This is a genomic window from Enterococcus sp. DIV1298c, from assembly GCF_017316315.1.
Classification (GTDB): Bacteria; Bacillota; Bacilli; order Lactobacillales; family Enterococcaceae; genus Enterococcus_B; species Enterococcus_B mangumiae.
The window spans coordinates 74,338-95,524 of the sequence record NZ_JAFLWG010000007.1; the positions used below are offsets into that span (position 1 = coordinate 74,338).

General features: G+C 37.2%; 28 protein-coding genes and 1 pseudogene. 20 read left to right on the plus strand and 9 right to left on the minus strand.

What is annotated here, in order from left to right; all coding sequences use genetic code 11:
* The first annotated feature begins 253 nt into the window (after positions 1–253).
* The 6 genes from JZO83_RS01660 to JZO83_RS01685 all read left to right on the plus strand — a co-directional run bounded on the left by JZO83_RS01660 (position 254) and on the right by JZO83_RS01685 (position 3,329).
* On the plus strand, positions 254–679 hold the full coding sequence (locus JZO83_RS01660; protein ID WP_206857829.1) for a DUF1310 family protein: 426 nt from the start codon (positions 254–256) through the stop codon (positions 677–679).
* On the plus strand, positions 669–962 hold the full coding sequence (locus JZO83_RS01665) for a hypothetical protein (RefSeq protein WP_206857827.1): 294 nt from the start codon (positions 669–671) through the stop codon (positions 960–962). Before JZO83_RS01660 ends, JZO83_RS01665 begins: the two co-directional genes overlap by 11 nt.
* A 119-nt stretch (positions 963–1,081) precedes the next feature.
* A complete protein-coding gene (locus JZO83_RS01670) occupies positions 1,082–1,510 on the plus strand; it encodes a DUF1310 family protein (protein WP_206857825.1) in 429 nt (142 codons plus the stop codon).
* Positions 1,491–2,738 carry a hypothetical protein gene (locus tag JZO83_RS01675; protein WP_206857823.1) on the plus strand — a complete coding sequence of 416 codons (1,248 nt, stop codon included), beginning with the start codon at positions 1,491–1,493 and terminating at the stop codon, positions 2,736–2,738. Before JZO83_RS01670 ends, JZO83_RS01675 begins: the two co-directional genes overlap by 20 nt.
* Before the next feature lie 2 nt (positions 2,739–2,740).
* On the plus strand, positions 2,741–3,070 hold the full coding sequence (locus JZO83_RS01680; RefSeq protein WP_206857820.1) for a hypothetical protein: 330 nt from the start codon (positions 2,741–2,743) through the stop codon (positions 3,068–3,070).
* A 19-nt stretch (positions 3,071–3,089) separates the two neighbouring features.
* Complete coding sequence (locus JZO83_RS01685; RefSeq protein ID WP_206857818.1) at positions 3,090–3,329, plus strand: hypothetical protein; 240 nt, start codon at positions 3,090–3,092, stop codon at positions 3,327–3,329.
* Between the two features lie 66 nt (positions 3,330–3,395).
* On the opposite strand, the gene JZO83_RS01690 is transcribed toward JZO83_RS01685, so the two are convergent.
* Complete coding sequence (locus JZO83_RS01690) at positions 3,396–4,352, minus strand: permease prefix domain 1-containing protein (protein ID WP_206857816.1); 957 nt, start codon at positions 4,350–4,352, stop codon at positions 3,396–3,398.
* On the minus strand, positions 4,349–4,681 hold the full coding sequence (locus tag JZO83_RS01695; RefSeq protein WP_206857808.1) for a PadR family transcriptional regulator: 333 nt from the start codon (positions 4,679–4,681) through the stop codon (positions 4,349–4,351). Before JZO83_RS01695 ends, JZO83_RS01690 begins: the two co-directional genes overlap by 4 nt.
* A gap of 257 nt (positions 4,682–4,938) precedes the next feature.
* Here JZO83_RS01695 and JZO83_RS14460 point away from each other — a divergent pair, with 257 nt between their 5' ends.
* Together JZO83_RS14460 and abc-f are read left to right on the plus strand one after the other, a co-directional pair.
* The gene (locus JZO83_RS14460) at positions 4,939–5,073 is read left to right on the plus strand and encodes a hypothetical protein (protein WP_277989385.1); all 135 of its coding nucleotides are present in this window, start codon (positions 4,939–4,941) and stop codon (positions 5,071–5,073) included.
* A 110-nt stretch (positions 5,074–5,183) separates the two neighbouring features.
* Positions 5,184–6,767, plus strand: coding sequence for a ribosomal protection-like ABC-F family protein (abc-f, locus tag JZO83_RS01700; RefSeq protein WP_206857806.1), 1,584 nt, complete (start codon positions 5,184–5,186; stop codon positions 6,765–6,767).
* Positions 6,768–6,883: 116 nt separating this feature from the next.
* Here the strand turns inward: abc-f and JZO83_RS01705 are convergent, their stop codons facing one another.
* The 3 genes from JZO83_RS01705 to JZO83_RS01715 form a co-directional block, all read right to left on the minus strand.
* Positions 6,884–7,717 (minus strand): undecaprenyl-diphosphate phosphatase, encoded by an 834-nt coding sequence (locus JZO83_RS01705; RefSeq protein WP_206857805.1) that lies wholly within the window; start codon positions 7,715–7,717, stop codon positions 6,884–6,886.
* Between the two features lie 155 nt (positions 7,718–7,872).
* Entirely contained in the window at positions 7,873–8,577 is a 705-nt protein-coding gene (locus tag JZO83_RS01710; RefSeq protein ID WP_206857804.1) for a histidine phosphatase family protein, read from the minus strand.
* Between the two features lie 23 nt (positions 8,578–8,600).
* On the minus strand, positions 8,601–9,227 hold the full coding sequence (locus JZO83_RS01715; protein WP_206857803.1) for an MBL fold metallo-hydrolase: 627 nt from the start codon (positions 9,225–9,227) through the stop codon (positions 8,601–8,603).
* A gap of 320 nt (positions 9,228–9,547) precedes the next feature.
* On the opposite strand from JZO83_RS01715, the gene JZO83_RS01720 reads away from it, so the two are divergent.
* Positions 9,548–11,896 (plus strand): ATP-dependent DNA helicase, encoded by a 2,349-nt coding sequence (locus tag JZO83_RS01720; protein ID WP_206857802.1) that lies wholly within the window; start codon positions 9,548–9,550, stop codon positions 11,894–11,896.
* A gap of 59 nt (positions 11,897–11,955) precedes the next feature.
* Here JZO83_RS01720 and JZO83_RS01725 read toward each other — a convergent pair whose 3' ends face one another.
* Complete coding sequence (locus JZO83_RS01725) at positions 11,956–12,450, minus strand: YajQ family cyclic di-GMP-binding protein (protein ID WP_206857801.1); 495 nt, start codon at positions 12,448–12,450, stop codon at positions 11,956–11,958.
* A 154-nt stretch (positions 12,451–12,604) separates the two neighbouring features.
* Here JZO83_RS01725 and JZO83_RS01730 point away from each other — a divergent pair, with 154 nt between their 5' ends.
* From JZO83_RS01730 to JZO83_RS01745, 4 genes are all read left to right on the plus strand, one after another.
* Positions 12,605–13,552 (plus strand): YitT family protein, encoded by a 948-nt coding sequence (locus JZO83_RS01730; protein WP_206857800.1) that lies wholly within the window; start codon positions 12,605–12,607, stop codon positions 13,550–13,552.
* A gap of 100 nt (positions 13,553–13,652) precedes the next feature.
* Positions 13,653–13,991, plus strand: a complete 339-nt coding sequence (locus tag JZO83_RS01735) for a metal-sulfur cluster assembly factor (protein ID WP_206857799.1) — start codon at positions 13,653–13,655, stop codon at positions 13,989–13,991.
* 575 nt (positions 13,992–14,566) lie between these two features.
* A complete protein-coding gene (locus JZO83_RS01740) occupies positions 14,567–14,731 on the plus strand; it encodes a hypothetical protein (protein ID WP_206857797.1) in 165 nt (54 codons plus the stop codon).
* A gap of 162 nt (positions 14,732–14,893) precedes the next feature.
* Positions 14,894–15,370 carry a hypothetical protein gene (locus tag JZO83_RS01745; protein WP_206857789.1) on the plus strand — a complete coding sequence of 159 codons (477 nt, stop codon included), beginning with the start codon at positions 14,894–14,896 and terminating at the stop codon, positions 15,368–15,370.
* 102 nt (positions 15,371–15,472) lie between these two features.
* On the opposite strand, the pseudogene JZO83_RS14335 reads toward JZO83_RS01745, so the two are convergent.
* A pseudogene (locus JZO83_RS14335) lies at positions 15,473–15,661 on the minus strand (phosphoribosylanthranilate isomerase); the annotation flags it as partial.
* 227 nt (positions 15,662–15,888) lie between these two features.
* On the opposite strand from JZO83_RS14335, the gene JZO83_RS01755 reads away from it, so the two are divergent.
* Genes JZO83_RS01755 through JZO83_RS01770 form a run of 4 tightly spaced genes read left to right on the plus strand, consistent with a single transcriptional unit; the run spans position 15,889 to position 17,710 of the window.
* The gene (locus JZO83_RS01755; protein WP_206857786.1) at positions 15,889–16,359 is read left to right on the plus strand and encodes an ASCH domain-containing protein; all 471 of its coding nucleotides are present in this window, start codon (positions 15,889–15,891) and stop codon (positions 16,357–16,359) included.
* A 10-nt stretch (positions 16,360–16,369) separates the two neighbouring features.
* Positions 16,370–16,828 carry a GNAT family N-acetyltransferase gene (locus tag JZO83_RS01760; protein WP_206857784.1) on the plus strand — a complete coding sequence of 153 codons (459 nt, stop codon included), beginning with the start codon at positions 16,370–16,372 and terminating at the stop codon, positions 16,826–16,828.
* Positions 16,829–16,842: 14 nt separating this feature from the next.
* The gene (gene fosX, locus JZO83_RS01765) at positions 16,843–17,241 is read left to right on the plus strand and encodes a FosX/FosE/FosI family fosfomycin resistance hydrolase (RefSeq protein ID WP_206857781.1); all 399 of its coding nucleotides are present in this window, start codon (positions 16,843–16,845) and stop codon (positions 17,239–17,241) included.
* Between the two features lie 22 nt (positions 17,242–17,263).
* Entirely contained in the window at positions 17,264–17,710 is a 447-nt protein-coding gene (locus JZO83_RS01770) for a GNAT family N-acetyltransferase (protein WP_206857766.1), read from the plus strand.
* 87 nt (positions 17,711–17,797) lie between these two features.
* Here JZO83_RS01770 and JZO83_RS01775 read toward each other — a convergent pair whose 3' ends face one another.
* Positions 17,798–18,376 (minus strand): helix-turn-helix transcriptional regulator, encoded by a 579-nt coding sequence (locus tag JZO83_RS01775; protein ID WP_206857764.1) that lies wholly within the window; start codon positions 18,374–18,376, stop codon positions 17,798–17,800.
* A gap of 268 nt (positions 18,377–18,644) precedes the next feature.
* Here JZO83_RS01775 and arsC point away from each other — a divergent pair, with 268 nt between their 5' ends.
* From arsC to JZO83_RS01790, 3 genes are all read left to right on the plus strand, one after another.
* A complete protein-coding gene (arsC, locus tag JZO83_RS01780) occupies positions 18,645–19,076 on the plus strand; it encodes an arsenate reductase (thioredoxin) (RefSeq protein ID WP_242542342.1) in 432 nt (143 codons plus the stop codon).
* Positions 19,077–19,155: 79 nt separating this feature from the next.
* Positions 19,156–20,022, plus strand: a complete 867-nt coding sequence (locus JZO83_RS01785; protein WP_206857752.1) for an AraC family transcriptional regulator — start codon at positions 19,156–19,158, stop codon at positions 20,020–20,022.
* Positions 20,023–20,160: 138 nt separating this feature from the next.
* On the plus strand, positions 20,161–20,739 hold the full coding sequence (locus JZO83_RS01790; RefSeq protein WP_206857750.1) for a ClbS/DfsB family four-helix bundle protein: 579 nt from the start codon (positions 20,161–20,163) through the stop codon (positions 20,737–20,739).
* A gap of 37 nt (positions 20,740–20,776) precedes the next feature.
* On the opposite strand, the gene JZO83_RS01795 is transcribed toward JZO83_RS01790, so the two are convergent.
* The coding region (locus JZO83_RS01795; protein ID WP_207114831.1) for a peptidase M23 at positions 20,777–21,187 on the minus strand (411 nt) is incomplete at its 5' end.

The window sequence follows — 21,187 nt, forward strand, 5'->3', positions numbered from 1 at the left end:
AGAATGATTGGATTGTCGTGTATACTTGATGTGAAAAAAGTAACAAATAAACGATACATAAAAGGAAAAAGTTAGATTTTTGTGTGAGTCAATCGAAATAGCGTAATTAAATAAGAGGAGATAAAACAAAGAGAATAAGATTATGTGACATGTCATGCTATACATAGGTTGATCAATAAAAAAAATACATAAAAACTGTGATGTACTGCTGACGATTGAACAATGATAGACATATTTAAAAAGGAGGTCATTTATGAAGCGAAAATGGATCAAAAAGCGCCAAATCGTATTGATCATCACTGGCATATGCCTATTGTGGATTGGAGGAACGATGTATATGGACCATTTAAAGTTAGAAGAAGAAATGATCAAGGTAGTCAAAAGTGAAGAAGCAAAAAACGTTTTGGAAACAGGATTAAAAAACTTGGATCCTAATGCGTTGACAGCTGAAGGAGTGATTAAAAGTTATAAAATCGATTATGAAAATATTAAGAGCAATCCAATGGGAGGTATTAGTGTACCCCTAATTATCAATGGTAATTATAAACTAGTTATTTCCAACCTACTAAGTCGTAATTCGATAGATGGCGAGCTAGGTAATCTTAAAATTGGTAGCGCAAATACTACCTATGAACTAGGTGAATTGTTGAAAGAAGGAGTGGAAGATAGTGAGGAATAATGAAGAAGCAAAGGTTGAAATAGCAAAGCAACAATATGAAGATTTACATCTGAAAGGGGAGATATTTATAAATGGGAATAAAAACTTGATTGGCTACGTCTCCCACATCAACTGCAAATTCACCGGAGAACAATCCTTTATCATCACCGATAGCAAATATGTACCGTTATCCGCACCTCTCAGCGAAAGGGAAAATGTAAAAGAAGTTACTGTTTTGTATCGTGGTTCGTCGTTTGATTCTTCATTGGATACTAAATTGGGTTGGCGGCAATCAATCTTTTGAAAGATGATTTTTTTGTCTCCTTTATAGACAGAAGATGTGTACATAGAAATAAGTATAGGCTGAAAAAAACTCTTAAAAAAGAGATAACATAAAAACATTAAAGAAAAAGGAGGTCATTTATGAAGCGAAAACCGATCAAAAAGCGCCAAATCGTATTGATCATCGCTGGCATATGCCTATTATGGATAGGAGGAACGATGTACATGAACCATTTAAAGTTAGAAGAAGAAATGATTAAGATAGTCGAAAGTGAAGAAGCAAAAATCGTTTTTGAAGCAGGGCTGAAAAATATAGAACCAAAGGCGCTGACATCTGAAGGCGTCATAAAAAGTTATAAAATTGATTATGAAAGTATTAAGAGGAATCCGATGGGCGGTATAAGCGTGCAACTGATTATCAATGATAATGATGAACTACTTGCTTATAATATTTTAAACCGCTATATGATAAACGGGCAACTTGGTGAACTAGAAAATGGTGGTGGAGGTTGGTCTAATGCACTTGATAAATTATTAAAAGAAGGGATGGATGACAGTGAAGAATACTGAAAAGGATAAGGTTGAAATAGCAAAGAAGCAATACGAACAATTAGATAGGGACAGTCCTTTTTCAATAAATAATAATAAAATAAATATCGGCTACGTCTCCCACATCAATAGCAAATTCACCGGAGAACAATCCTTTATCATCACCGATACCAAATATGTACCGTTATCCGCACCTCTCAGCGAAAGGGAAAATGTAAAAGAAGTTACTGTTTTGTATCGTGGTTCGTCGTTTGATTCTTCATTGGATACTAAATTAGATTGGATATACAACAATTTTTATACAGCTTTTCAGGTGATCAATGGTGGTGGGTCAACTGGAATGCCTCAGCTCCAGTCTTCTGCTGTTACGCTTCAAAAAACATTGAAAGCTTATCCAAATGCTGAATTCAATGTATATGGGCACTCTTTAGGATCAATGAATGCGCAATATGCGTTGGCTAGTATCAGTTCAAGTGATGCTGATCGAGTCTATGGCTATGTGTATCAGGGGCCGAATATCTATGAAGTATTAACACCTGAACAAAAACAGCAAGCGGATTATTTGACCGAAGAGTATCGTGTGTTGAATTACATTGATTCAAAAGATTTAGTTACGATTGGTTACGGGAACGGCAAAAAGGCAGTTGGACAGATCGTTTATCCATTATCTGAACCGCTGGGCTTGATGGGAACGATCGATCAACATATGTGGGGCGGTTACCAATTTGATGAAGATGGTGATTTATTAACAACGAATGGTAGTGGCAATGTATTAATCGAATATCAGAGACGATTGAAGGAAAGATCGTTTGCTGGTCTTATGGGTACTTGGGGGAGTCAAGCAGGAGGAATGTCGACAATTAAAGAAGTCTACCTTGATGCAGTTCAAGCTAAAAGTATTGTCTCGGGAATGAAATCAGTGATTGATGAAAAAATCACTGATCTGATGACGGTCTATCAAACGGGTATCGATCAGGCAAACGAACTGTGGCAAGCGACAATAGCTAGTGCTCGTTCATTTGGAAGCAACCTTACAGAAATGGAACAAATAGAAGCATTAGAGCAAGGGGGAGTCACTCGACAACAAGTATTGATCGAACCAGTCACTGATTATGAAGCGTCGTTGAATCAACTTCGCTCGATCAAATCAAGTTATGAAGATCTGATTTACCAAATCAATCGAACGATCGAGCGCCAGATACAATTGGATAGTGAACTAGCAAGCCAATTTAAGAAAGGAACATTCTAGTGATGACTGATAATGAATCGAAAGAAATGAAACAAATCGAAGAGATTTATTGGCTAAAAAAATTAGAATTAGATAATAAAATGGCGGATCTTGAAGCAGAAAAACGTTCATTTAATCGCTATTTGGATCAATTAGCAGAAAAAATTCCAATGATTCAGCGACTATTTTCAAATGAAGAAAGTATCGATCCTCGTGTTGCGTATCGTTTGATCAATGATACAAGAGAGGAAGGACAATATCTTGTACGCAAAGCATTACATAAAATCGAGGACGAATTAGCAGAAAATCAACAAAACTATCATTCAGCAAAATCCAACCATAAAAATTTTTAAATGGAAAGGAATGAAAACAATGTTTGATGAGCAAAGACAAGAGTTAGAAAAAGCACTGATTACTTTGTTTACCGCTAGAAGGGCCCGCGTTAGTTCAGATACAAAAAAGAACACCATCCAAGTCACGAGAGACCTCACGAATCAAGAACTAAAAGAGCTGACGAAACAATACAGCGATCGTTTGACTGATTCTGCAAAAGGGGAATGGGTAGATAAGGCAACTAATGTGGTGCAAAATATTACAGAATCTTTTAGTTAGAAAAAACCTCTCAATAAAAAAGTCGAATCGACCCGAAAATCTCGAGTGATTCGACGAAAAGAGCAGTTATTTACGTTTTAATTTTTCAAGGAAATAATCTTCAAAGATGCCACCTAACACAAAGATGAGCCAAGAGTAACCCCAGCTTCGGGTCAAGAAGGACCAAACCATATAAATGACGAAAATACTTGGCCAGTATAGGCGTTCAAATAAACGAATCGATTCAGCTGAGTCACCGTACATGTGTTGTGAAGCTCGTGGTCCTGGCTCATCTTCATCTGAGATAAAGAAAGTGCCTTCTGCCACTTTTGTGAACCAAGTATAGATGATGCTGACATAAACGATAAAGAATACGCCTAGTGCAACAGAAGCGAAGAAAAGCAAGAAAGACAAGCCCGTCGGTAGACCTATCGCTATTTTGACAAAAAAAGGTGTCACGGAAAGAATACATAAAATGATACCCAAAACTAAACCTACACGGAAACTTTTCGCGTAATTCTCTGCTTGTTGACTTGCCTCTATTTTTACTTGTTGAGAGTAAGGACGATCATTTAACTTCTTCTTTGTTGCTGAATAACTCAAACTTGAAGTAATGATTAGACCAACACCAAGAGCAATCAGGATAAACATGATTAATAGTCCAATCATTTCATTCAAGCTATTCGCGAGAAACAGCATCATACCTAAACCTAAAATACAGAGAGCAATACCAGCTGAAAGGAATAGAGAAAAGTTGCGGACCTTATCCCAAAAAGAAAGAGCTTCATCGAGTTCGATTTCATTTTCCCAGATTTCTTCATCAAAAGCTGAACGTGAAAGTTCCAATTCTTGCAATAATTCATCAATCGAGCCAAATTCGCTGATGACTGCACCAATTGCTTCATGTTCTGATTTGCCTTCTTCTAATAATCCATGATACTGATCTTCCATGATTGCTAATAGATCTTCTTTGGCTTTTTTCGTTTCAGGTGTGATCGGTACATTCAAAAATAAACTATCTAAATAATCTTTAATGGTTTTCATGTTGCTCCTCCTTGTAGAAAACGGTCAACAACGATCTTTGTTTGCTGCCACTCGTCTTTTTTTTCTTCTAATAATTTCTTCCCAGCACTACTGATTCGATAATAGGTTCGCTTCTTTCCATGGGTGACTTCGCCAGGATAAGAAAGGATCAGTCCTTGCTTTTCTAAGCGTGTAAAAGCGGAGTATAAGGTTGTTTCCTTGATGACATACATTGAATCAGTTCCTTCACGAATCTGTTTTGAGATTTCGTATCCATAGGAGTCTTCTTTGGAAAGAATTGATAAGATGATGGCATCATTATACCCACGAATTGCATCACTTGATATCACTTGATCGCCTCCTTTGTAATTACTCCATCTGTCGTAATAATTATAAAACAATTACTACGACAGGTAAAGTAAATAAAATAAATTATTTACAATTCAGTCTCAGGTCCTAGTTTTGTTTTTTAGAGAAAGTGTAGGTGAACACAAGAAGAATAGACTTGAGACAAGGTTGGCTATTTTTGGTAAGGGTTTCATTTGAACTTTGATTTTTGATTTGATACAATTGAACAAATAGATAGTGAAAGGGAGGGACATATTAAATGGAAAGCTTGACTAAAATAACAGAAGCCAATAATTTTTCTAGATATCATATCAGCTTTAGTCATGCAATTATTTTTGTATTTTCTATTCAAGGCACCAGTGCGCTTAAAAATAGAAAAATCAATCAAAAATAAATGACCATTCAATATGTTTATTCCATTTGTAGCTACTCAACGAATAAATGAAATAACAAAAGGTCATGAATTTTTCATGGCTTTTTTGATTGGTCTTGAGGAGCGAGAAAATGTATATTCAAGCAAATAAGATCAGTAAAAATTATAGTGGGGTCCCACTTTTTGAAAATTTAAGTTGTGTGATCAATCAACAAGATAAAATCGGATTGATTGGACAAAATGGAACCGGAAAAACTACACTTCTTCAAATTCTGATGGGAACTGAAGGGGTAGATGAAGGAACAACTAGTAGAAAAAAAGGACTATCGATCGGCTACATTCCACAAAAACTGGAAAATGGCTCAATCGCTACTTTTGACTATGTCTATCAAAGCTTTAAAGAGATCCATGATTTGCAAAAGCAACTTCATTATTATGAAGAAAAAATGTGTAGCCCAACTGAAGATCTGGACCGTATCATGAAAGTCTATGGTGACTTGCAGCAACGATTTGAGACGATGGGCGGCTATGGCTTAGAAGATCGGATAACTAGTATTCTAAAAGGCTTAGGACTTGATAGACAGCTTTTAACACCACTGGATCAGTTGAGTGGAGGCGAACGTATCCGAGTAGAGTTAGCCAAAGTATTGATACAAGAAAATGATGTTCTTCTATTAGATGAACCAACGAATCATCTTGATCTTGACTCTGTTCAATGGCTGGAAGAATATCTGAGGCTAACAAGTTGTGCCTTTCTCGTGATTTCCCATGATCGGGCTTTTCTCGACAATGTAGTCAAAAAAATATTGGAGATCGAGGACGGTCAGATAATCGAATATCCAGGGAATTATAGTCGTTACATGACGTTGAAACAATTACGAGTACAAGAACTCCAAAAGAATCATGAACTTCAACAAAAAGAAATCAAACGATTGAAGTTAATGATTCGCCGGTATCGTCAATGGGGAACTGAAGGGGACAACGAAGCATACTTAAAAAAAGCGAAAGAAATCGAGCGAAGACTAGAGAAAATGACGATCATCCATGCACCAGCCGTACCGCGTAAAAAGCTAACGAAGATCCGTCAGGAAAATCTTTCTGGTAAGGAAGTGCTGATTGCCAAAAATATCAAGAAAACAATAGGTAACAAATGCTTGTTTTCAGATAGTTCTTTTATGGTCTATCGTGGCGAACGGATCGCACTATTGGGTAAAAATGGCTCTGGTAAATCCACACTTCTAAAAGTAGTGATAGGCGAAACCGAAGTAGAGGAAGGGTCAATTAAAACTGGCGCAAGTATCTCCATTGGTTATTTGCCTCAGCGATTGTCGTTTGACCGCCCTGAACAGACGATATTACATTATACGAAGTACTTGATATCTGATGAGCAGAAAGCGAGACAAGTCTTAGCAAATTTTGGATTCTTTAGTGGGGATGTCGCTAAAAGAATCAAAGATCTTTCCGGAGGAGAACAAGTAAGGCTGTACCTTTTGAAACTGTTCCAGAAAAAAATCAATGTGTTGATCTTAGATGAACCTACAAATCACTTAGATATCTATGTCAGAGAAGAAATCGAAGAATTGCTGGCTTCGTTTACGGGGACAATTTTAGCGGTTACGCATGATCGTTATTTCTTACGAAAGAATTTCGATCAGATATTGTTGTTAGAAAATGAAAAAATCGAAAAGCTGTTGTATGAGGATCGGTCGCTTTAGAAGGAAGAAGTAATAAAAAAAGTAGTAGGCTCATAGGTTATGAGCTTACTACTTTTTTCATACTTGTTGCACGGAGCGATGATTTAACTGGTCAACGATAAGTGTATCATTGTATCTTACATTGCGATAAACCAGTAACCGATCAAGATAACCCCTAAAATGATGCGATACCATCCAAAAACAGTAAAGTCATTACGTTTCAAGTAGTTGATCAAGAACTTGATTGCAAAAATCGATACAACGAATGAAACAACAGTACCAACTAACAGAATAACTACTTCTTCCATTTGGAAACTATTCCCATCTGCAAGGTATTTCACGATTTTTAATCCACTGGCTCCAAACATCACTGGAATACCAAGGAAAAATGAAAACTCCGTTGCGACAAAGCGAGAAGCCCCGATAAGAATTGCTCCGAGGATCGTCGCACCAGAGCGAGAAGTACCAGGAATCAATGCTAAGACTTGGAAAGCACCAATCAAAATCGCTGCTTGAAAAGTCAAATCATTCAAAGTCGACCAACGAGGTGTTTTGTTTTTGTTTCGTTTTTCAACAATGATAAAGCCGATACCGTAAACGATCAAAGCGATCGCTACTGGTAAAAATTTATAAAAATGAGCGTCTAACCAATCGTCCAATAATAAACCAATAATGGCTGCTGGAATACAAGCAACGAGTACTTTTGACCATAAAACCCAAGTATCTTTTTTCTCGATCGAGGATTTACTCGGTGCAAAAGGATTCAACTTGTGGAAATATAAAACAACGACGGCTAAAATCGCGCCTAATTGGATCACGACATTGAACATTGACATGAATTGTGAACTCGCATCAAGCTTGATGAATTCATCGGCTAAGATCAAATGTCCTGTACTACTGATGGGCAGCCATTCTGTGATTCCTTCAATGATTCCTAGAATCGCTGCTTTTATGATATTTGAAAAAAACATAAATTCCTTCCTTCCCAATTAAAATACAACAATTAGTATACCGTTCTTTGTTTCTAAAGCCAAATTGTTTCTTCAAACTTAAAGCAAAACTAAAGACGTGAAAAAAATAAGCACACTGAAATCCGAAGACTTCAGTGCGTTTATTCGCTAACTTTCTACATAAATGATTCTCTTGTTTGTTGCTTTCCTTGCTCGATATAGCTTGTGTCATTGACACTTTCAATTGAAAAACGACCATTTTTATAGGTTACTTTTGTGACACTTCCATTCAACAAACCTGCGCGTACCGGTTGACTAGGATCGATCAGACTTAGCAGAAAAGCAATCGTTAGTCCATGAGAAACAACCAATACATTGCCGCCGTTGTTTTTCTCACATTGGTGTGCGATATCCTCAAAACCTGACCAGACACGTTCTTTTAACTCTGCATAAGGCTGTGCCCATCCGGCAGTGTCCGTTTCATAGATGGCATTGGCGATTTGTTCAAAAGTAACATCTGTGGTGAACATTTCATCGTACGTTTGAAAGTTTAGTACGCGAGGAATGACACCCCACATTTCCATATCGTAGCCACCTTCTAAAGAACCAAAGCACCACTCGCGAATCCGCTTATCGATAAAATAAGGGATTTCTTTACCTTTGTTATGTTCGCCTAAAATGATACGTGCTGTTTCGATTGCTCGACCACTGTCGCTTGAATAGGCATAAGAAAAATCGATGTCTTTTAGACCTTTTCCTAGAAAGTGGATACCTTCTTGACCTTGTTTCGTCAATGGGGTGTCACACCAGCCTTGCACACGTTCAATTGTATTGAACATGGTTTTACCATGACGGACGATATATAGGGTTGTTTCACTCATTTTGAACGACCTCCTAAGTTTGATTAAGCATTAAAAAATGGATTAGTTTTTTTCTCGTGTTCAATGGTTGTTGGCTCTCCATGGCCAGGGTAGACCACAAATTCGTTCGGTAAAACAAAAAGCTGTGTGGTAATACTATAAAGTAACTGCTCTAAATTGCCTGTATAAAGATCTGTGCGGCCAATACTTCCTTTGAAAAGGGCATCACCAGAGATAACAAAATCATCAAAAATAAAGCTGACACTACCCGCAGAATGTCCTGGAGTTGGTACGACTTCAAAGGACATATTGCCAAGATGATACTGTTTCATTTCAAATTCATATTCTGCTGGAGAAACAATGATATTTTCCATATCATCATGTCGTCCAAGTCCTGAAAGATTCAAGATCGGGTCGCCAAGCCATTCTTGTTCTAATGGACTGACATAAACAGGGATATCATATGTTTTTCTTAATGCTTCGACAGCGCCAATATGGTCGTAATGTGTATGCGTCAACAAGATAGCGACTGGTTGCTGCTGCGTTTTTTCGATTTGTTCTTGGATCATCTCAGCATCTGCGCCTGGATCGACGATCAAAAGCGCTTCATCATTGTAGACAAGGTAACAGTTTTCCTCGATTGTTCCGGTTTTTAATTGTAAAACATGCATAAAAGAAACCTCCAACTTTTAAAAAATTCTTTCTAGTTTCTATCGTTCGATATAAGTATAACGCAAATATTGGCTTGAAACAAAGGTGTCTACTTAATATAACAGGACTTATCTGAATTATCAGATTATATGAAAACTGTCTAAAGATTTTAAACGTAAGAATAGAATTTTTTCATGGAAATTTCATTTATCATTGTTACATTGAATGTATCCAAAAATCCAAATTCTATATCCTATATCCCTGCTTATCCGAGCAGGGTGTTTTTGTTTTTTGCGAAAGCTACTATTTTGCGGTACTCTATTACAAGAAGGAGGCGACCATGGTGAAAAAATCTAAAATCTCTGTCCGTCATTTAGTCGAGTTCATCTTGCGTCGCGGCAGTATCGATAACCGAAAGAAAAGTAATCATACCGCCTTAGAAGGTGCTAAAATCCATCGCAAGCTCCAAAAAGAAGCAGGAGAAGAGTACCAAAAAGAAGTATTTTTACAAATCAACGTACCACTTGATCCCTATGAATTGATCGTTGAAGGACGAGCAGATGGGATCTTTAAACAAGATGGTGTGTATTACATTGATGAAATCAAAACGTCAGAACCACGGTTTGAAGACTTAGAACCAGAACAAGTCGAGCTATTTTTTCATCAAGCGAGAGTCTACGCCTACATTTACAGTCAGGAAAACAACTTGGAGGAAATCAATCTTCAATTGACGTATTACCAAACAACGGAAGAAGTGATCACACGAAGAGTTGAGCATCAGACGAAAGAGCAACTGGAAGTGTTTTTTAAAAAACTGACTGAGGATTACCAAGAGTGGTTGATTTTTCAGGAAAATTGGCGGACTCTCCGTAATGCCTCATTGATGGCACTGAAGTTTCCTTATGAAAAGTATCGTAAAGGGCAAAGGGAGTTAGCTGTGGCGGCGTATAAAACGATTCGCACAAAACAAAAACTGTTTGCGGAAGCACCAACGGGTACAGGGAAAACGATCTCTACATTATTCCCAGCGTTAAAAGCGATTGGGGAAAATGAAGGAGAACGGATTTTTTATTTAACAGCGAAGACCATTACGAGACAGGTGGCAGAAGATGCGTTAGAAGCGTTGAAGGATGTCGGCGCTGAAACAAAAAGCGTAACATTGACAGCGAAAGATAAGATTTGTTTTTTAGATGAAACGACCTGTAATCCAGATCAATGCCCATATGCAAATGGCTATTATAACCGTATCAATGAAGGATTATGGGATTTATTGAATCATGAGAATCAGATCACTCGTGAAATCATTGAAAAATATGCAAAGAAGCATACTTTATGTCCATTTGAACTTTCTTTAGATGTCAGCTTATGGTGTGATGTGATCATCGGAGATTATAATTATCTTTTTGATCCGACGGTTTATTTAAGACGTTTCTTTGAAGAAGAGAAAAATGAAAATCATCTTTTCTTGATCGATGAAGCCCATAATCTAGTCAATCGTTCCAGGGAAATGTATTCCGCCGAACTATCTTATGGAAAAGCACGCAAAGTCTATAAAGAGATCCCTAAAGAATTTAAAAAACTACGGCGTCGTTGGAACCGTCTTTTAAAAGCTTTTGATCAGATCCAAGAAATTGCCCTTGAAGAAGGCTGGAACTATCATCATCAAAAAGCACCAGCGGATTCCTTGATCAAAGCAGGATTTCAACTCGGTGAATTCATCCAAGAATGGTTGGCTGAATTTCCAGAACATCCAGTACAAGAACAAGTTTTAGGCTTTTATTTCGATTTGCTGCACTTTTTAAAAATCAGTGATTTCTATGATGATCACTATGAAACGACTGTGGAGAAAAGCTATCACGATTTAGTGGTGAAGCAATTTTGTATCGATCCTAGTTCATTCTTAGAGCAATCGCTGAATAAAGGACGTAGTAGCCTCTTATTTTCTGCTAGTTTTTCACCGTTATCCTATTATCAAGAAACATTAGGAGGAAAGGAAAGCCTAGCCTATTGCTTACCAAGTCCTTTTCCAGTTGATAATCAACAAGTACTCGTAGCAAGTTACCTCGAAACGACGTATCGAAAAAGAGAACAAAGTTTGCCACGATTAGTTGAAACGATCCAACGATTCATTGAAGGGAAAACAGGGAATTATATGATCTTCTTTCCCTCGTATCAGTATTTGGATCAAGTCGCAGAACTGTTTAAAGAGACATATCCTGAGAGAAAGACGCTCATTCAAGGAACAAATATGAATGAAGAAGAAAGAGAAGAATTCTTAGCAAAATTCATGGTTGAACCGCAAGAAACATTAGTCGCTTTTTGTGTACTTGGCGGGATTTTTTCTGAAGGGATCGATTTACGAGGATCACGATTGATCGGTAGCATGATCGTTGGAGTCGGATTACCACAAATGAATCACGAACAGGAATTGATCAAATCCTACTTTGATGAAAAAGAAAATCTAGGATTTGCTTACGCCTATCAGTTGCCAGGGATGAACAAAGTATTACAAGCGGCAGGACGTGTGATCCGTGACATGGATGATCAAGGAATCGTCGTTTTAGCAGATCAACGGTTCTCCTCACCGAACTATCGCAAACTCTTCCCACCGCATTGGCAACAAGCGAAAGAAGTTCGAACGGTAGAGGCATTGTCACGCACGATCCAAGAATTTTGGCAAGACCACTAAAAAAGGACGAAGCGTAAAGCTTGTCCTTTTTTGATGTGCGCTCAATAAGTACTTATTGACTAACGGTAGTTTGTAAATTGCAATTCGATCGGCAAGTCTAATTTTCTTAAAAGTGCGATCACTGCTTGTAGGTCGTCACGACTTTTACCAGTCACGCGGATTTGATCTTCTTGGATCTGTGTTTTTACTTTCAGTTTTTCATTTTTGATCGCTGTGGTGATCTTTTTACCGTTATCTCGGTCGATCCCATTGACTAGATCAGCGGATTGACGTGCTTTCCCACCTAAAGCATGTTCCGTTTCAGAAAAGTGGATATTTTTGATCGGTACATTGCGTTTATTCAATTTTCCAAACAAAACATCTTTGATTTGCTCGATTTTAAATTCATCGTCACTTAGTACGACCAGTTTATTTGTATTCTCTAACTTGATCTCAACTGTTGAATCTTTGAAATCAAAGCGATTAGTCAATTCTTTAGTTGTTTGTTGGATTGCATTTTTTACTTCTTCGACAGATACTTCTGAAATGATATCAAAGCTTGCATCTTTTGCCATAAGGTCCTCCTCGTACATTCGTTTTCTTTTATTGTAGCATAGGCTTATTTTTTTGTGACCTCTTTACTAAAATTCTTCTCATTTAAGTAGGGACTATTTTATTTTCTGGAATAAACTGTTATTCTTACATTTGAAATAAACTTGAAAAGGAGAGGTGCTTGTGAGCAGATTCATGACTGTCTATCAAAGAAACGAAAATCTTAAGAAAATAGTGGTTATCTTGATGACCGGTTTGACTGCAGCGGTGGCATTGAATTATTTTCTGATTCCAGCCAACGTCTTTTCTGCAGGAATGAACGGGATCGCCCAAATCATTGCTTCACTATTATCTGAATGGGTTCATATAGATGTCGATACTGGAACATTTATTTTTCTATTGAATATTCCTGTATTTATATTAGGCTTTTTAAAAGTCGGAAAACGTGCAACTGTACTTAGTTTCATCAACGTTGTTTGTGTGTCAGTCATGACAACGGTGTTACCGACAGGACAAGTGACAGATAATATTTTGATGAACGCATTAGTCGGTGGTGTTTTACTTGGTGTGGGTGTCGGTATTTCACTAAAAATGGGTTTTACGACTGGTGGGATGGATATCATTTCATTAGTTCTTTCTCAAACAACAGGAAAAACTGTAGGAAACTACATGCTGATTTTAAATGGGATCATCGTCGTCGCAGCAGGTTTCCTCTTTAATTGGGAAAGTGCCTTATATACGATCATCTCGATCTATGCGATGACCCAAGTCATCGATGCGATCCATACGAGTCATCAAAAAGTGACTGCCATGATCGTGACAGTAAAACCAGAAGAAGTCACAGCTGCAATTTCGCAACGGATGGTGCGTGGAATGACTTTGTTACCTTCAGTAGGTGGATATTCCAAACGTGAAGGAAAAATGATCATGATGGTTATCACACGCTATGAAATGTATGACCTTGATCAGATCGTCCATGAGATCGACGAAGATGCATTTATCAATATTTTACCAACACACTCCGTCTTCGGTCGTTTTGCCAATGAAAATGAACAAAGAATGTATCGTTCAACGGGCGTTTTTCCTGAAATCAAACAAACTTCAAAAAAGGTAAAAACTAAATAAACAAAATTTCTGTCTCAAGAGAGAGACCGGAAATGAATATTTACAAATACCTTAAAAAAAGGTATGATAAACAAAACTTGTGAGAAGGAGAATCCGAAGAATGAGTGAATCAAAATGGTCTGCTGAAGAAGTAGATGAAATCAAAGAGCGAATTCTCACCGCGTTAGAAATGGTGATTGACCCCGAACTAGGAATCGATATCGTGAACCTAGGCTTGATCTATGAAATCGAATTTGACCCTGAAACTGGAGATACTGTCGTTAAAATGACCCTAACAACAATGGGCTGTCCATTAGCCGACATCTTGACCGAATCAATCCACGATGCCTTAAAAGAAGTGCCAGAAGTAACTAAGGCAGAAGTCAAACTAGTTTGGTATCCCGCATGGACGACTGATAAGATGAGTCGTTATGCACGAATTGCGCTAGGGATTCGTTAGGTAATAGGTTCTTTAGAAGGTAGATCAAACCTGTAGTATAACTAATGATGAAGTAAACGTTGAACTCTTTTATTAACTTTTTTTGAAAAGTTGATAGGGGAGTTTTTTTTATCTTAGACAGCGCTACTATATGGATGAAAGTGAATAAAACAGTTCAAATAAAAATCTTTTTGCTTTTTTTGTAGTCATGCGATGCTTTTTAGCTTGGAGACAACCAAATTTTGAACGTAAGATGACAGAAATGGCTACTCGCTCAATGAAACTTTGTATTCTTTGAAAGAGAGGTATGCAGAAAGAGTGAAACTGATTCTTATTGATCCGCTACAATACTGGGAGTACTTTGTTTAAATACAACTATAAATTTAAACATTCGATATGAGTGAGCTATATTAAGAACAGGCTGGAAATTGCTAAATATATTAAAATCAATAGAACAATCATAAATCTTGATTTTAGTTTAAAATTTTAAGTATCGTTAGGGATAACGTGTGTACTTTCTATGTAACGTATTTAAATTACTGCGAAGAAATGATATAATCTATCATGTAGTTAATAATAATAAGGAGTCGGTATTTATGGCAAACATAAGTTTAGAACGTCCAATTATTTTATCTAAAGAAGATGTCAAAATTATTGAAAATACGCACCCCACAAAAAAATACTATGACTTATTAGAAAAGAAATCTAGTGATCATAGTAGCAACAAGGATCAAGTGCCTAATTGGATGAGAAAAAAATAATATGGACTATACTGTGATTTCATTAAGTAGACAGATCAAAATGCTGGTTGAAGTTATTAAAGAAGAGGAAACTGAGATTGGAAATAAAGCTCTTAGAAAAAAGGTAAGAGAACGCTTTTCGAACTTTGTAGAAGCTTCTTTTTTTGTGAAAATAATTCAGAAATGACTGAATTTTTAAAACATGATGCCATACAAAAAGAGCTTTATCATGCGACAAGGACGTATTTGATTTTTAAAGATGAAATACAAGAACATCTCTTAGGTTTTTTTACGTTAGCAATCAAAGATTTAGATATTAGCAAGCTTGAGATAAAAGAGAAAAAGAAATTAGTTTTTAACGGGAAATCACCGAGTAAAGTGGGCGTTGCACCCTCTTATCTAATTGCTCATGTCGCAAAGAATGATTATTTTTCTCAAGAATTTTCAGGAGAAAAAATCATTGAAGAAGCTTTATTAATTGTTGACGATGTTAGAAAATCAATTGGTGGAAAATTAATCATACTTGATAGTATTTGTATTCCAAAGGTGATGGATTTATATAAACAATTTGGATTCCGTGAAATTGGAGAAACATTTACATCACAAATTGGACAAGAGCTACAGTTGATGGTGCTTTCAATGCCTAACTCATTAGATTGATAAGAGAACGCTTGGAAATAAATTAATTAAGAGTATAGCATTTTTATGATAGGTTCTTTCTTGTAGACGAATTTTTTTGATTACATAAAACTTGTTGGTTTGCCAATTATATAAGCGATCTTTATCAGGCGCAGCCCAACCCAACCACGTGGGTCTCCAGGAACGTGGATATCGATATCTTTTGCTTGCCAGTCGATACGATAAACCTAAAGAACCTAGTAATAATGGAGTGATCTGGTGCTCGTTTAGTTTTTGAGTGATCAATAAAAATTCTTTGAAATGAAGTTCCATGGATGGTCTCCTTTTTTATGATTGATTGTATTGTACGTCTAATCTCCAATTGAATCCTGAGACTAAAACCAGCTTCTAACAAAAAGAGGAGCTGGTTTTTCTTTTCTCTAAAAAAATGATACTGCATCAATCCAAATGTACGCTTTGCAAGCGTTTGATCTTGGTTCGCTTAGACTCTTATTATTTGTTACACTTGATTTACGATCTATCAGAAAGAAGGTGACTGTATGAATCTAAAAGCACAAGAATATTGGGAACATTTTTGCTCAAAAAACGGTGTGGCGCACGCGTCACTCTATGAAATTCTTGCTTTTGGCAATACGAAAGAACACGCAGATGAATTAGCTGATCTGGTTTTAGCTGGAAAGAAAACGGGGACAAGCTCGGGTTATGAATTGTACCAGATAGATAATGAACCACTACCTAAAGTTGGTGATTACTCTGTAGTTGTGAATGGGTCTGATGTACCGATGGGGATTATTCAAACGGTCGAAGTAGCGATCGTACCTTGGAAAGAAATCACCGAAGAACAGGCAGCTACGGAGGGGGAAGGCGATCTATCTCTTGCTTATTGGCAAAAGGGGCATTACAAGTATTTCAAACCTTATTATGAAGAACATGGACTCTTGCTCAATGAAGAAACGAAAATCGTCTTTGAACGATTCAGACTAGTTGATCGATATCAGCCGAATGAGTAAGGAGAGATAAATGCGAATTTATTTAGTAGAAGAAGTAGTAGAAAAGAAAAAAATCGTTCAAGAAATCTTGGATGACTTGCCAGAATGGTTTGGTTTACCTGATTCAATAAAAGAATATGTCGAGGAATGCCAGAAGTTCCTGTTGTGGGTTCTTAAAGAAAATGGTCAATCGATTGGGTTTATCAGTTTGAAAGAAACAAGCAAAGCCACCGGTGAGGTCTATTGTATGGGTGTCAAAAAGGCCTATCATCATCAAGGAATAGGAAAGCGATTGCTACAGGAACTACAATCGTATGCCAAGGAACATTATAAGTTCTTACAAGTAAAAACAGTCGCTGAAGGAACATATGATACTTATGATCAAACGATTCGATTTTACCGAACAATGGGCTTTGTTGAATTAGAAGTATTCCCTACGCTATGGGATGCATGGAATCCATGCTTGGTAATGATCAAAAGTCTCAACTAGAAAAGGGGACAAAGATGAAACTCTCACATATGACATTTATCGTACGTGATCTAAGTCGTTCGACGGAAATATTTACGGAGATTTTTGCTGCAAAAGAAGTGTATTCAAGTAAGGAAAAGCAATATTCTTTATTTCCAGAAAAATTCTTTTTGATCGATGATCTATGGGTCGCACTGATGGAAGATCAGCAAGTGAAACTTCCGAAAACTTATAACCATATCGCTTTTGAGATTGCTCCTGAACAAATTCCATTGTATAAAGAAAAACTTTATCAGCTGGATCTCAAAATTGAAGAAGGTCGTTCGCGCGTATCAGGAGAAGGGGAATCGATTTATTTTTATGATGACGATGATCATTTGTTTGAACTTCATGCGGGGAATTTAGCTGATCGTCTGAAGAAGTATGAAGAATAACTAAAAGTTTAGGAGCAATGGTATGATCAAAAAAGTGCAAAAGCTAGACCAACAGATGATGGATCGACTACTTACTATTTGGTTAAAGACCAATGTCGAAACACATGATTTTATTGATGCGACCTATTGGCATGAGAAAAAAGTTTTGCTAAAAAAAGAGTTGCCGAAAGCAGAAATCTATTATTATGAAATTGAAGGTCAGATCGTTGGTTTTATGGGAATCATAGATGAATCTTATTTAGCTGGTATTTTTGTCGATTCAATGTTTCAGAATAAAAAAATCGGCCAAAAATTGATTGAAGCAGCGAAAAAAGAAAAGGAACGAATAGCCTTACATGTTTATCATAAGAATCAACGAGCGATACGCTTTTACGATAGAAATGGCTTTAGAAAAGTGGCTGAACAAATCGATGAATCAACGAATGAAAAGGAATATCTCATGGTCTGGGAGAGAACTGAACAGATTTAATGAGTACAAAAATCGCTTGCTCCGATTCCAAATAGTAAAAAAACAAGATCCATCCTTGAAGGCAGATCTTGTTTTTTTGCTTGATTACTAGCGATTGAAAAGTATAAATGGCAAACTTGCGAGTAATGCGATCACTCCACAGACGAGCGCAAACAAAATGACGATTCCTGCCTTTTCAATTAGACTTCTGGTCTTGTATCTTTGTTTACGAAGAGGTTCGACATCTTTGTTCTCCATGAAAGCAACGATTTCTTTGTAGGTTTTGATATTTTCTTGTTTTTTGAGTCGATCGACTTTTATTGCACCGTACATGCTGATGGTCCAAAAAAGCAAGGGAAGCATAAGTCGCCAAATCCCAGGTAAAAACAAGGATGGTCCTACTGAAATCAAGGTGAGAAGCATAAAGCCTAACATGACCTTGGTATATTTGTTTATTTCAGAAAGTGGTATATTTTCTTTCATCTTTTCTACATCTCCTTTGACTAATTCATCTAAAGAAACGTCAAATAAGACACTCATCAATAGTAGATTATGAATATCGGGATAGCTGCGCTCATTCTCCCAGTTTGAAATCGTTTGTCTTGAAACATATAACTTTTCTGCTAATTCTTCTTGGGAGAAAGCTAACTGTTTACGATATTTTTTGATTTGATGACTTAAGTCCATCGTATCCGCTCCTTCTGATCTCAGCATAAATGAAAAGGCAAAAATCAACGATCAAAGGTTTTTGTCATTGGCGAAATCAACGTGTAAAAAGTCTTTGACATGTTTGTAAATGCTGATAAATCAATCTTTTTCGTTTTCTAATTTTATGTAAGATTATGACTATTTTTTTCGTGAACTGTCTCTTTTTTGTCGTTAAGAGCAATCTGCGTCTAAGTTTATGATATCATAAACTTAATCCTTAAAGGAAAAGCGGAATGGAGGAATGGTTTTGGACAAAACAACAGATGTGAAAAAGAAACTCTATTTTTTATGTACAGGTAATTCTTGCAGAAGTCAGATTGCCGAAGGGTACGGGCATGAATATTTGACGGATCAATTTGAAGTTCGGAGTGCTGGAGTGGAGACACACGGCTTGAATCCACGAGCAGTCAAAGTGATGGCAGAAGATGGAGTCGATATTACAAGTCAAACATCCGACTTGATTGATCCGGATTATTTTAACGATGCAGATTTAATTATCACACTGTGCGGAGATGCGTTGGATAAATGCCCGGTGATTCCTGCTCATATTCGCCATGAACATTGGGATCTAGAAGATCCAGCGAAAGCTACTGGGACAGAAGAAGAGATTATCGCTGAATTTAGAAAAACTCGCGAAATCATCAAAGACAAGATCAAGGCTGTTGCTAACAAAGCCTAGGGTGTATTGATTATTGTGGTCTAAGAAAAATCAAGTGATGATTGTACGAACCTTGTAAACTAAGTAGTGAGGTGAGAGGATGAAAGAATTGAACGAACTGATCGCTTACATCGAAGAACGCTTAACAAGTGAGATCAAGTTAGAAGAAGTGGCACGACGATTGGGTATTTCAGAATATCATTTGAAACGGACTTTCTCGTTTGTTGCGGGGATATCTTTGTCGGAGTATATCAAGAATCGGCGACTTGCTTGTGCCAATGAAGATCTTGCTAAAGGTGAAAGTGCAACAGTTACAGCTTTTAAATATGGCTATCAAACGTTAGAAGGTTTTTCGAGAGCGTTTCGTGACTGGACAGGCTACTTGCCTTCAGAAGTCAAAAAAGCAGGAGTTTATAAATCTTATCCTAAACTTGCCTTTCACTTAGAAATCAAGGGAGGAAACTCAATGGATTACCGAATTGAAGAAAAAGATGCCTTTGCAATTGTCGGAGTATCAAAACGTGTACCGATCCAATTTGAAGGAGTCAACCAAGCAATTATCGAATTAGCAAAATCAATCACAGAAGAACAAAAAGAGGAAATGCACGCGTTGGGTGATCTCGCACCTTATCAAGTGGTGAATGCTTCCTTTCAATTCGATGAAAGACGCTTGGAAGAAAAGGGCGATTTGACACACATGATCGGTTTCTTAACCTCAAAAATCGACCATTGTGAAAGTTTACAGCAACGGATCATTCCTGCACACACATGGGCTATTTTTCCAAATCAAGGACCTTTTCCAGAAGTCTTACAGACGACGATGGCAAATATTTTCTCAGAATGGCTGCCAACCTCTGGATATGAGTTGGTTGAAGCACCCGAGATCTCATTTACCAAATGGCTTGATCAAGAAGAGGCCTATAGTGAAGTGTGGATCGCTGTCACAAAACAGAATACAAATCGTTGAATCAAACGAGTAGTATCAGAGAATGGTAGTTCATTCTAGGATATTACTCGTCTTTTTTTGAGAAATCAGGCATACTAGAATTATAGTTTGATTGGAAACGTTTTAAAACGAATGTGATTTTTTGATAAGGAGAAGTTTATGAGACCAAAGTCAAGAGAGGAATTATTGACACTCGCAGCTGAAAATTATGAGAAGTTAAATCAGTTGATTGAGTCAGTACCGATTGAACAAAGAGAAGCAACCTTCGATTTCGATGAAGCATTTCTAGAAAAGAAAAAAGAAACGCATTGGCGAAGGGATCAAACGATCAAAGATGTGTTGATCCATCTCTATGAATGGCATTGTTTGCTATTGAAATGGGTGACACATAATCAACTAGACGAAGCAATTTCTTTTATACCAGAACCATATAATTGGCGAACGATTCCTGAAATGAATCGTGGGTTTACTAAAAAGCATAAGTCTACTACCTTAGAACAAGCGACTGACTGGTTCAAGAATAGTCATGAAGAAGTGATGCGATTGGTTCAAAGCTTCGATAATGATCAGCTATTCCAAAAAAATCAATATCCTTGGGTGGGGAATACGACGCTAGGCAGTTATTTTGTATCTTCTACATCGAGTCACTATGATTGGGCAATCAAAAAAATCAAACAAAGTCAAAAGCAGAAGCAAAAAACAAAGGCAGTTAACGCAGAAAAAGAGCAAAAAAAATAGGAATCTATAAGATTCCCATTTTTCAAACTCGCTCTTTTTAGTACCAACCGTTAGCTAACCAGAAAGCTTTTGCTGCGTCCCAAGAGCCATAACGAGAGGCAACATATTGTTCTGCCACTCTTTCTTGGTTGGCAGCTGAGTAGTCACCATTCAAGTAAGAAGAGTCTAATTGGTAACGGCCGATGTAGCGTCCGTTTGTTGCTGTGTAAGAACCGCTAGATTCTTTTTGTGCGATCCATTCTTTCGCATCGTTTGTACCAGTCGAAACTGCCACTTCAGCAGCAGGAGCTTGTTCAACAACTGGTGCTTGTTCGACTACTGGAGTTTGTTCCACTACAGGTGTTTCCACAACTGGAGTAGTTTCTTGAACAGGAGCAGCAGGAGCTTGAGTAGCTACAGGAGCTGTTTTTTGTTCGCCAGTAGGAATTGTTAGTTCTTGACCTGAAAA

Coding starts and splice junctions, on each gene's coding strand:
- JZO83_RS01775 (WP_206857764.1), bottom strand. CDS start 18,376: ATGGACTTAAGTCATCAAATCAAAAAATATCGTAAACAGTTAGCTTTC.
- JZO83_RS01790 (WP_206857750.1), top strand. CDS start 20,161: ATGAGACCAAAGTCAAGAGAGGAATTATTGACACTCGCAGCTGAAAAT.
- JZO83_RS01705 (WP_206857805.1), bottom strand. CDS start 7,717: ATGTTTTTTTCAAATATCATAAAAGCAGCGATTCTAGGAATCATTGAA.
- JZO83_RS01770 (WP_206857766.1), top strand. CDS start 17,264: ATGATCAAAAAAGTGCAAAAGCTAGACCAACAGATGATGGATCGACTA.
- JZO83_RS01755 (WP_206857786.1), top strand. CDS start 15,889: ATGAATCTAAAAGCACAAGAATATTGGGAACATTTTTGCTCAAAAAAC.
- JZO83_RS01785 (WP_206857752.1), top strand. CDS start 19,156: ATGAAAGAATTGAACGAACTGATCGCTTACATCGAAGAACGCTTAACA.
- JZO83_RS01710 (WP_206857804.1), bottom strand. CDS start 8,577: ATGAGTGAAACAACCCTATATATCGTCCGTCATGGTAAAACCATGTTC.
- JZO83_RS01725 (WP_206857801.1), bottom strand. CDS start 12,450: ATGGCAAAAGATGCAAGCTTTGATATCATTTCAGAAGTATCTGTCGAA.
- JZO83_RS01745 (WP_206857789.1), top strand. CDS start 14,894: ATGACTGAATTTTTAAAACATGATGCCATACAAAAAGAGCTTTATCAT.
- JZO83_RS01685 (WP_206857818.1), top strand. CDS start 3,090: ATGTTTGATGAGCAAAGACAAGAGTTAGAAAAAGCACTGATTACTTTG.
- JZO83_RS01740 (WP_206857797.1), top strand. CDS start 14,567: ATGGCAAACATAAGTTTAGAACGTCCAATTATTTTATCTAAAGAAGAT.
- JZO83_RS01690 (WP_206857816.1), bottom strand. CDS start 4,352: ATGAAAACCATTAAAGATTATTTAGATAGTTTATTTTTGAATGTACCG.
- abc-f (WP_206857806.1), top strand. CDS start 5,184: ATGTATATTCAAGCAAATAAGATCAGTAAAAATTATAGTGGGGTCCCA.
- JZO83_RS01715 (WP_206857803.1), bottom strand. CDS start 9,227: ATGCATGTTTTACAATTAAAAACCGGAACAATCGAGGAAAACTGTTAC.
- JZO83_RS01675 (WP_206857823.1), top strand. CDS start 1,491: ATGACAGTGAAGAATACTGAAAAGGATAAGGTTGAAATAGCAAAGAAG.
- JZO83_RS01670 (WP_206857825.1), top strand. CDS start 1,082: ATGAAGCGAAAACCGATCAAAAAGCGCCAAATCGTATTGATCATCGCT.
- JZO83_RS14460 (WP_277989385.1), top strand. CDS start 4,939: ATGGAAAGCTTGACTAAAATAACAGAAGCCAATAATTTTTCTAGATAT.
- fosX (WP_206857781.1), top strand. CDS start 16,843: ATGAAACTCTCACATATGACATTTATCGTACGTGATCTAAGTCGTTCG.
- JZO83_RS01660 (WP_206857829.1), top strand. CDS start 254: ATGAAGCGAAAATGGATCAAAAAGCGCCAAATCGTATTGATCATCACT.
- JZO83_RS01735 (WP_206857799.1), top strand. CDS start 13,653: ATGAGTGAATCAAAATGGTCTGCTGAAGAAGTAGATGAAATCAAAGAG.
- JZO83_RS01720 (WP_206857802.1), top strand. CDS start 9,548: ATGGTGAAAAAATCTAAAATCTCTGTCCGTCATTTAGTCGAGTTCATC.
- JZO83_RS01760 (WP_206857784.1), top strand. CDS start 16,370: ATGCGAATTTATTTAGTAGAAGAAGTAGTAGAAAAGAAAAAAATCGTT.
- JZO83_RS01680 (WP_206857820.1), top strand. CDS start 2,741: ATGACTGATAATGAATCGAAAGAAATGAAACAAATCGAAGAGATTTAT.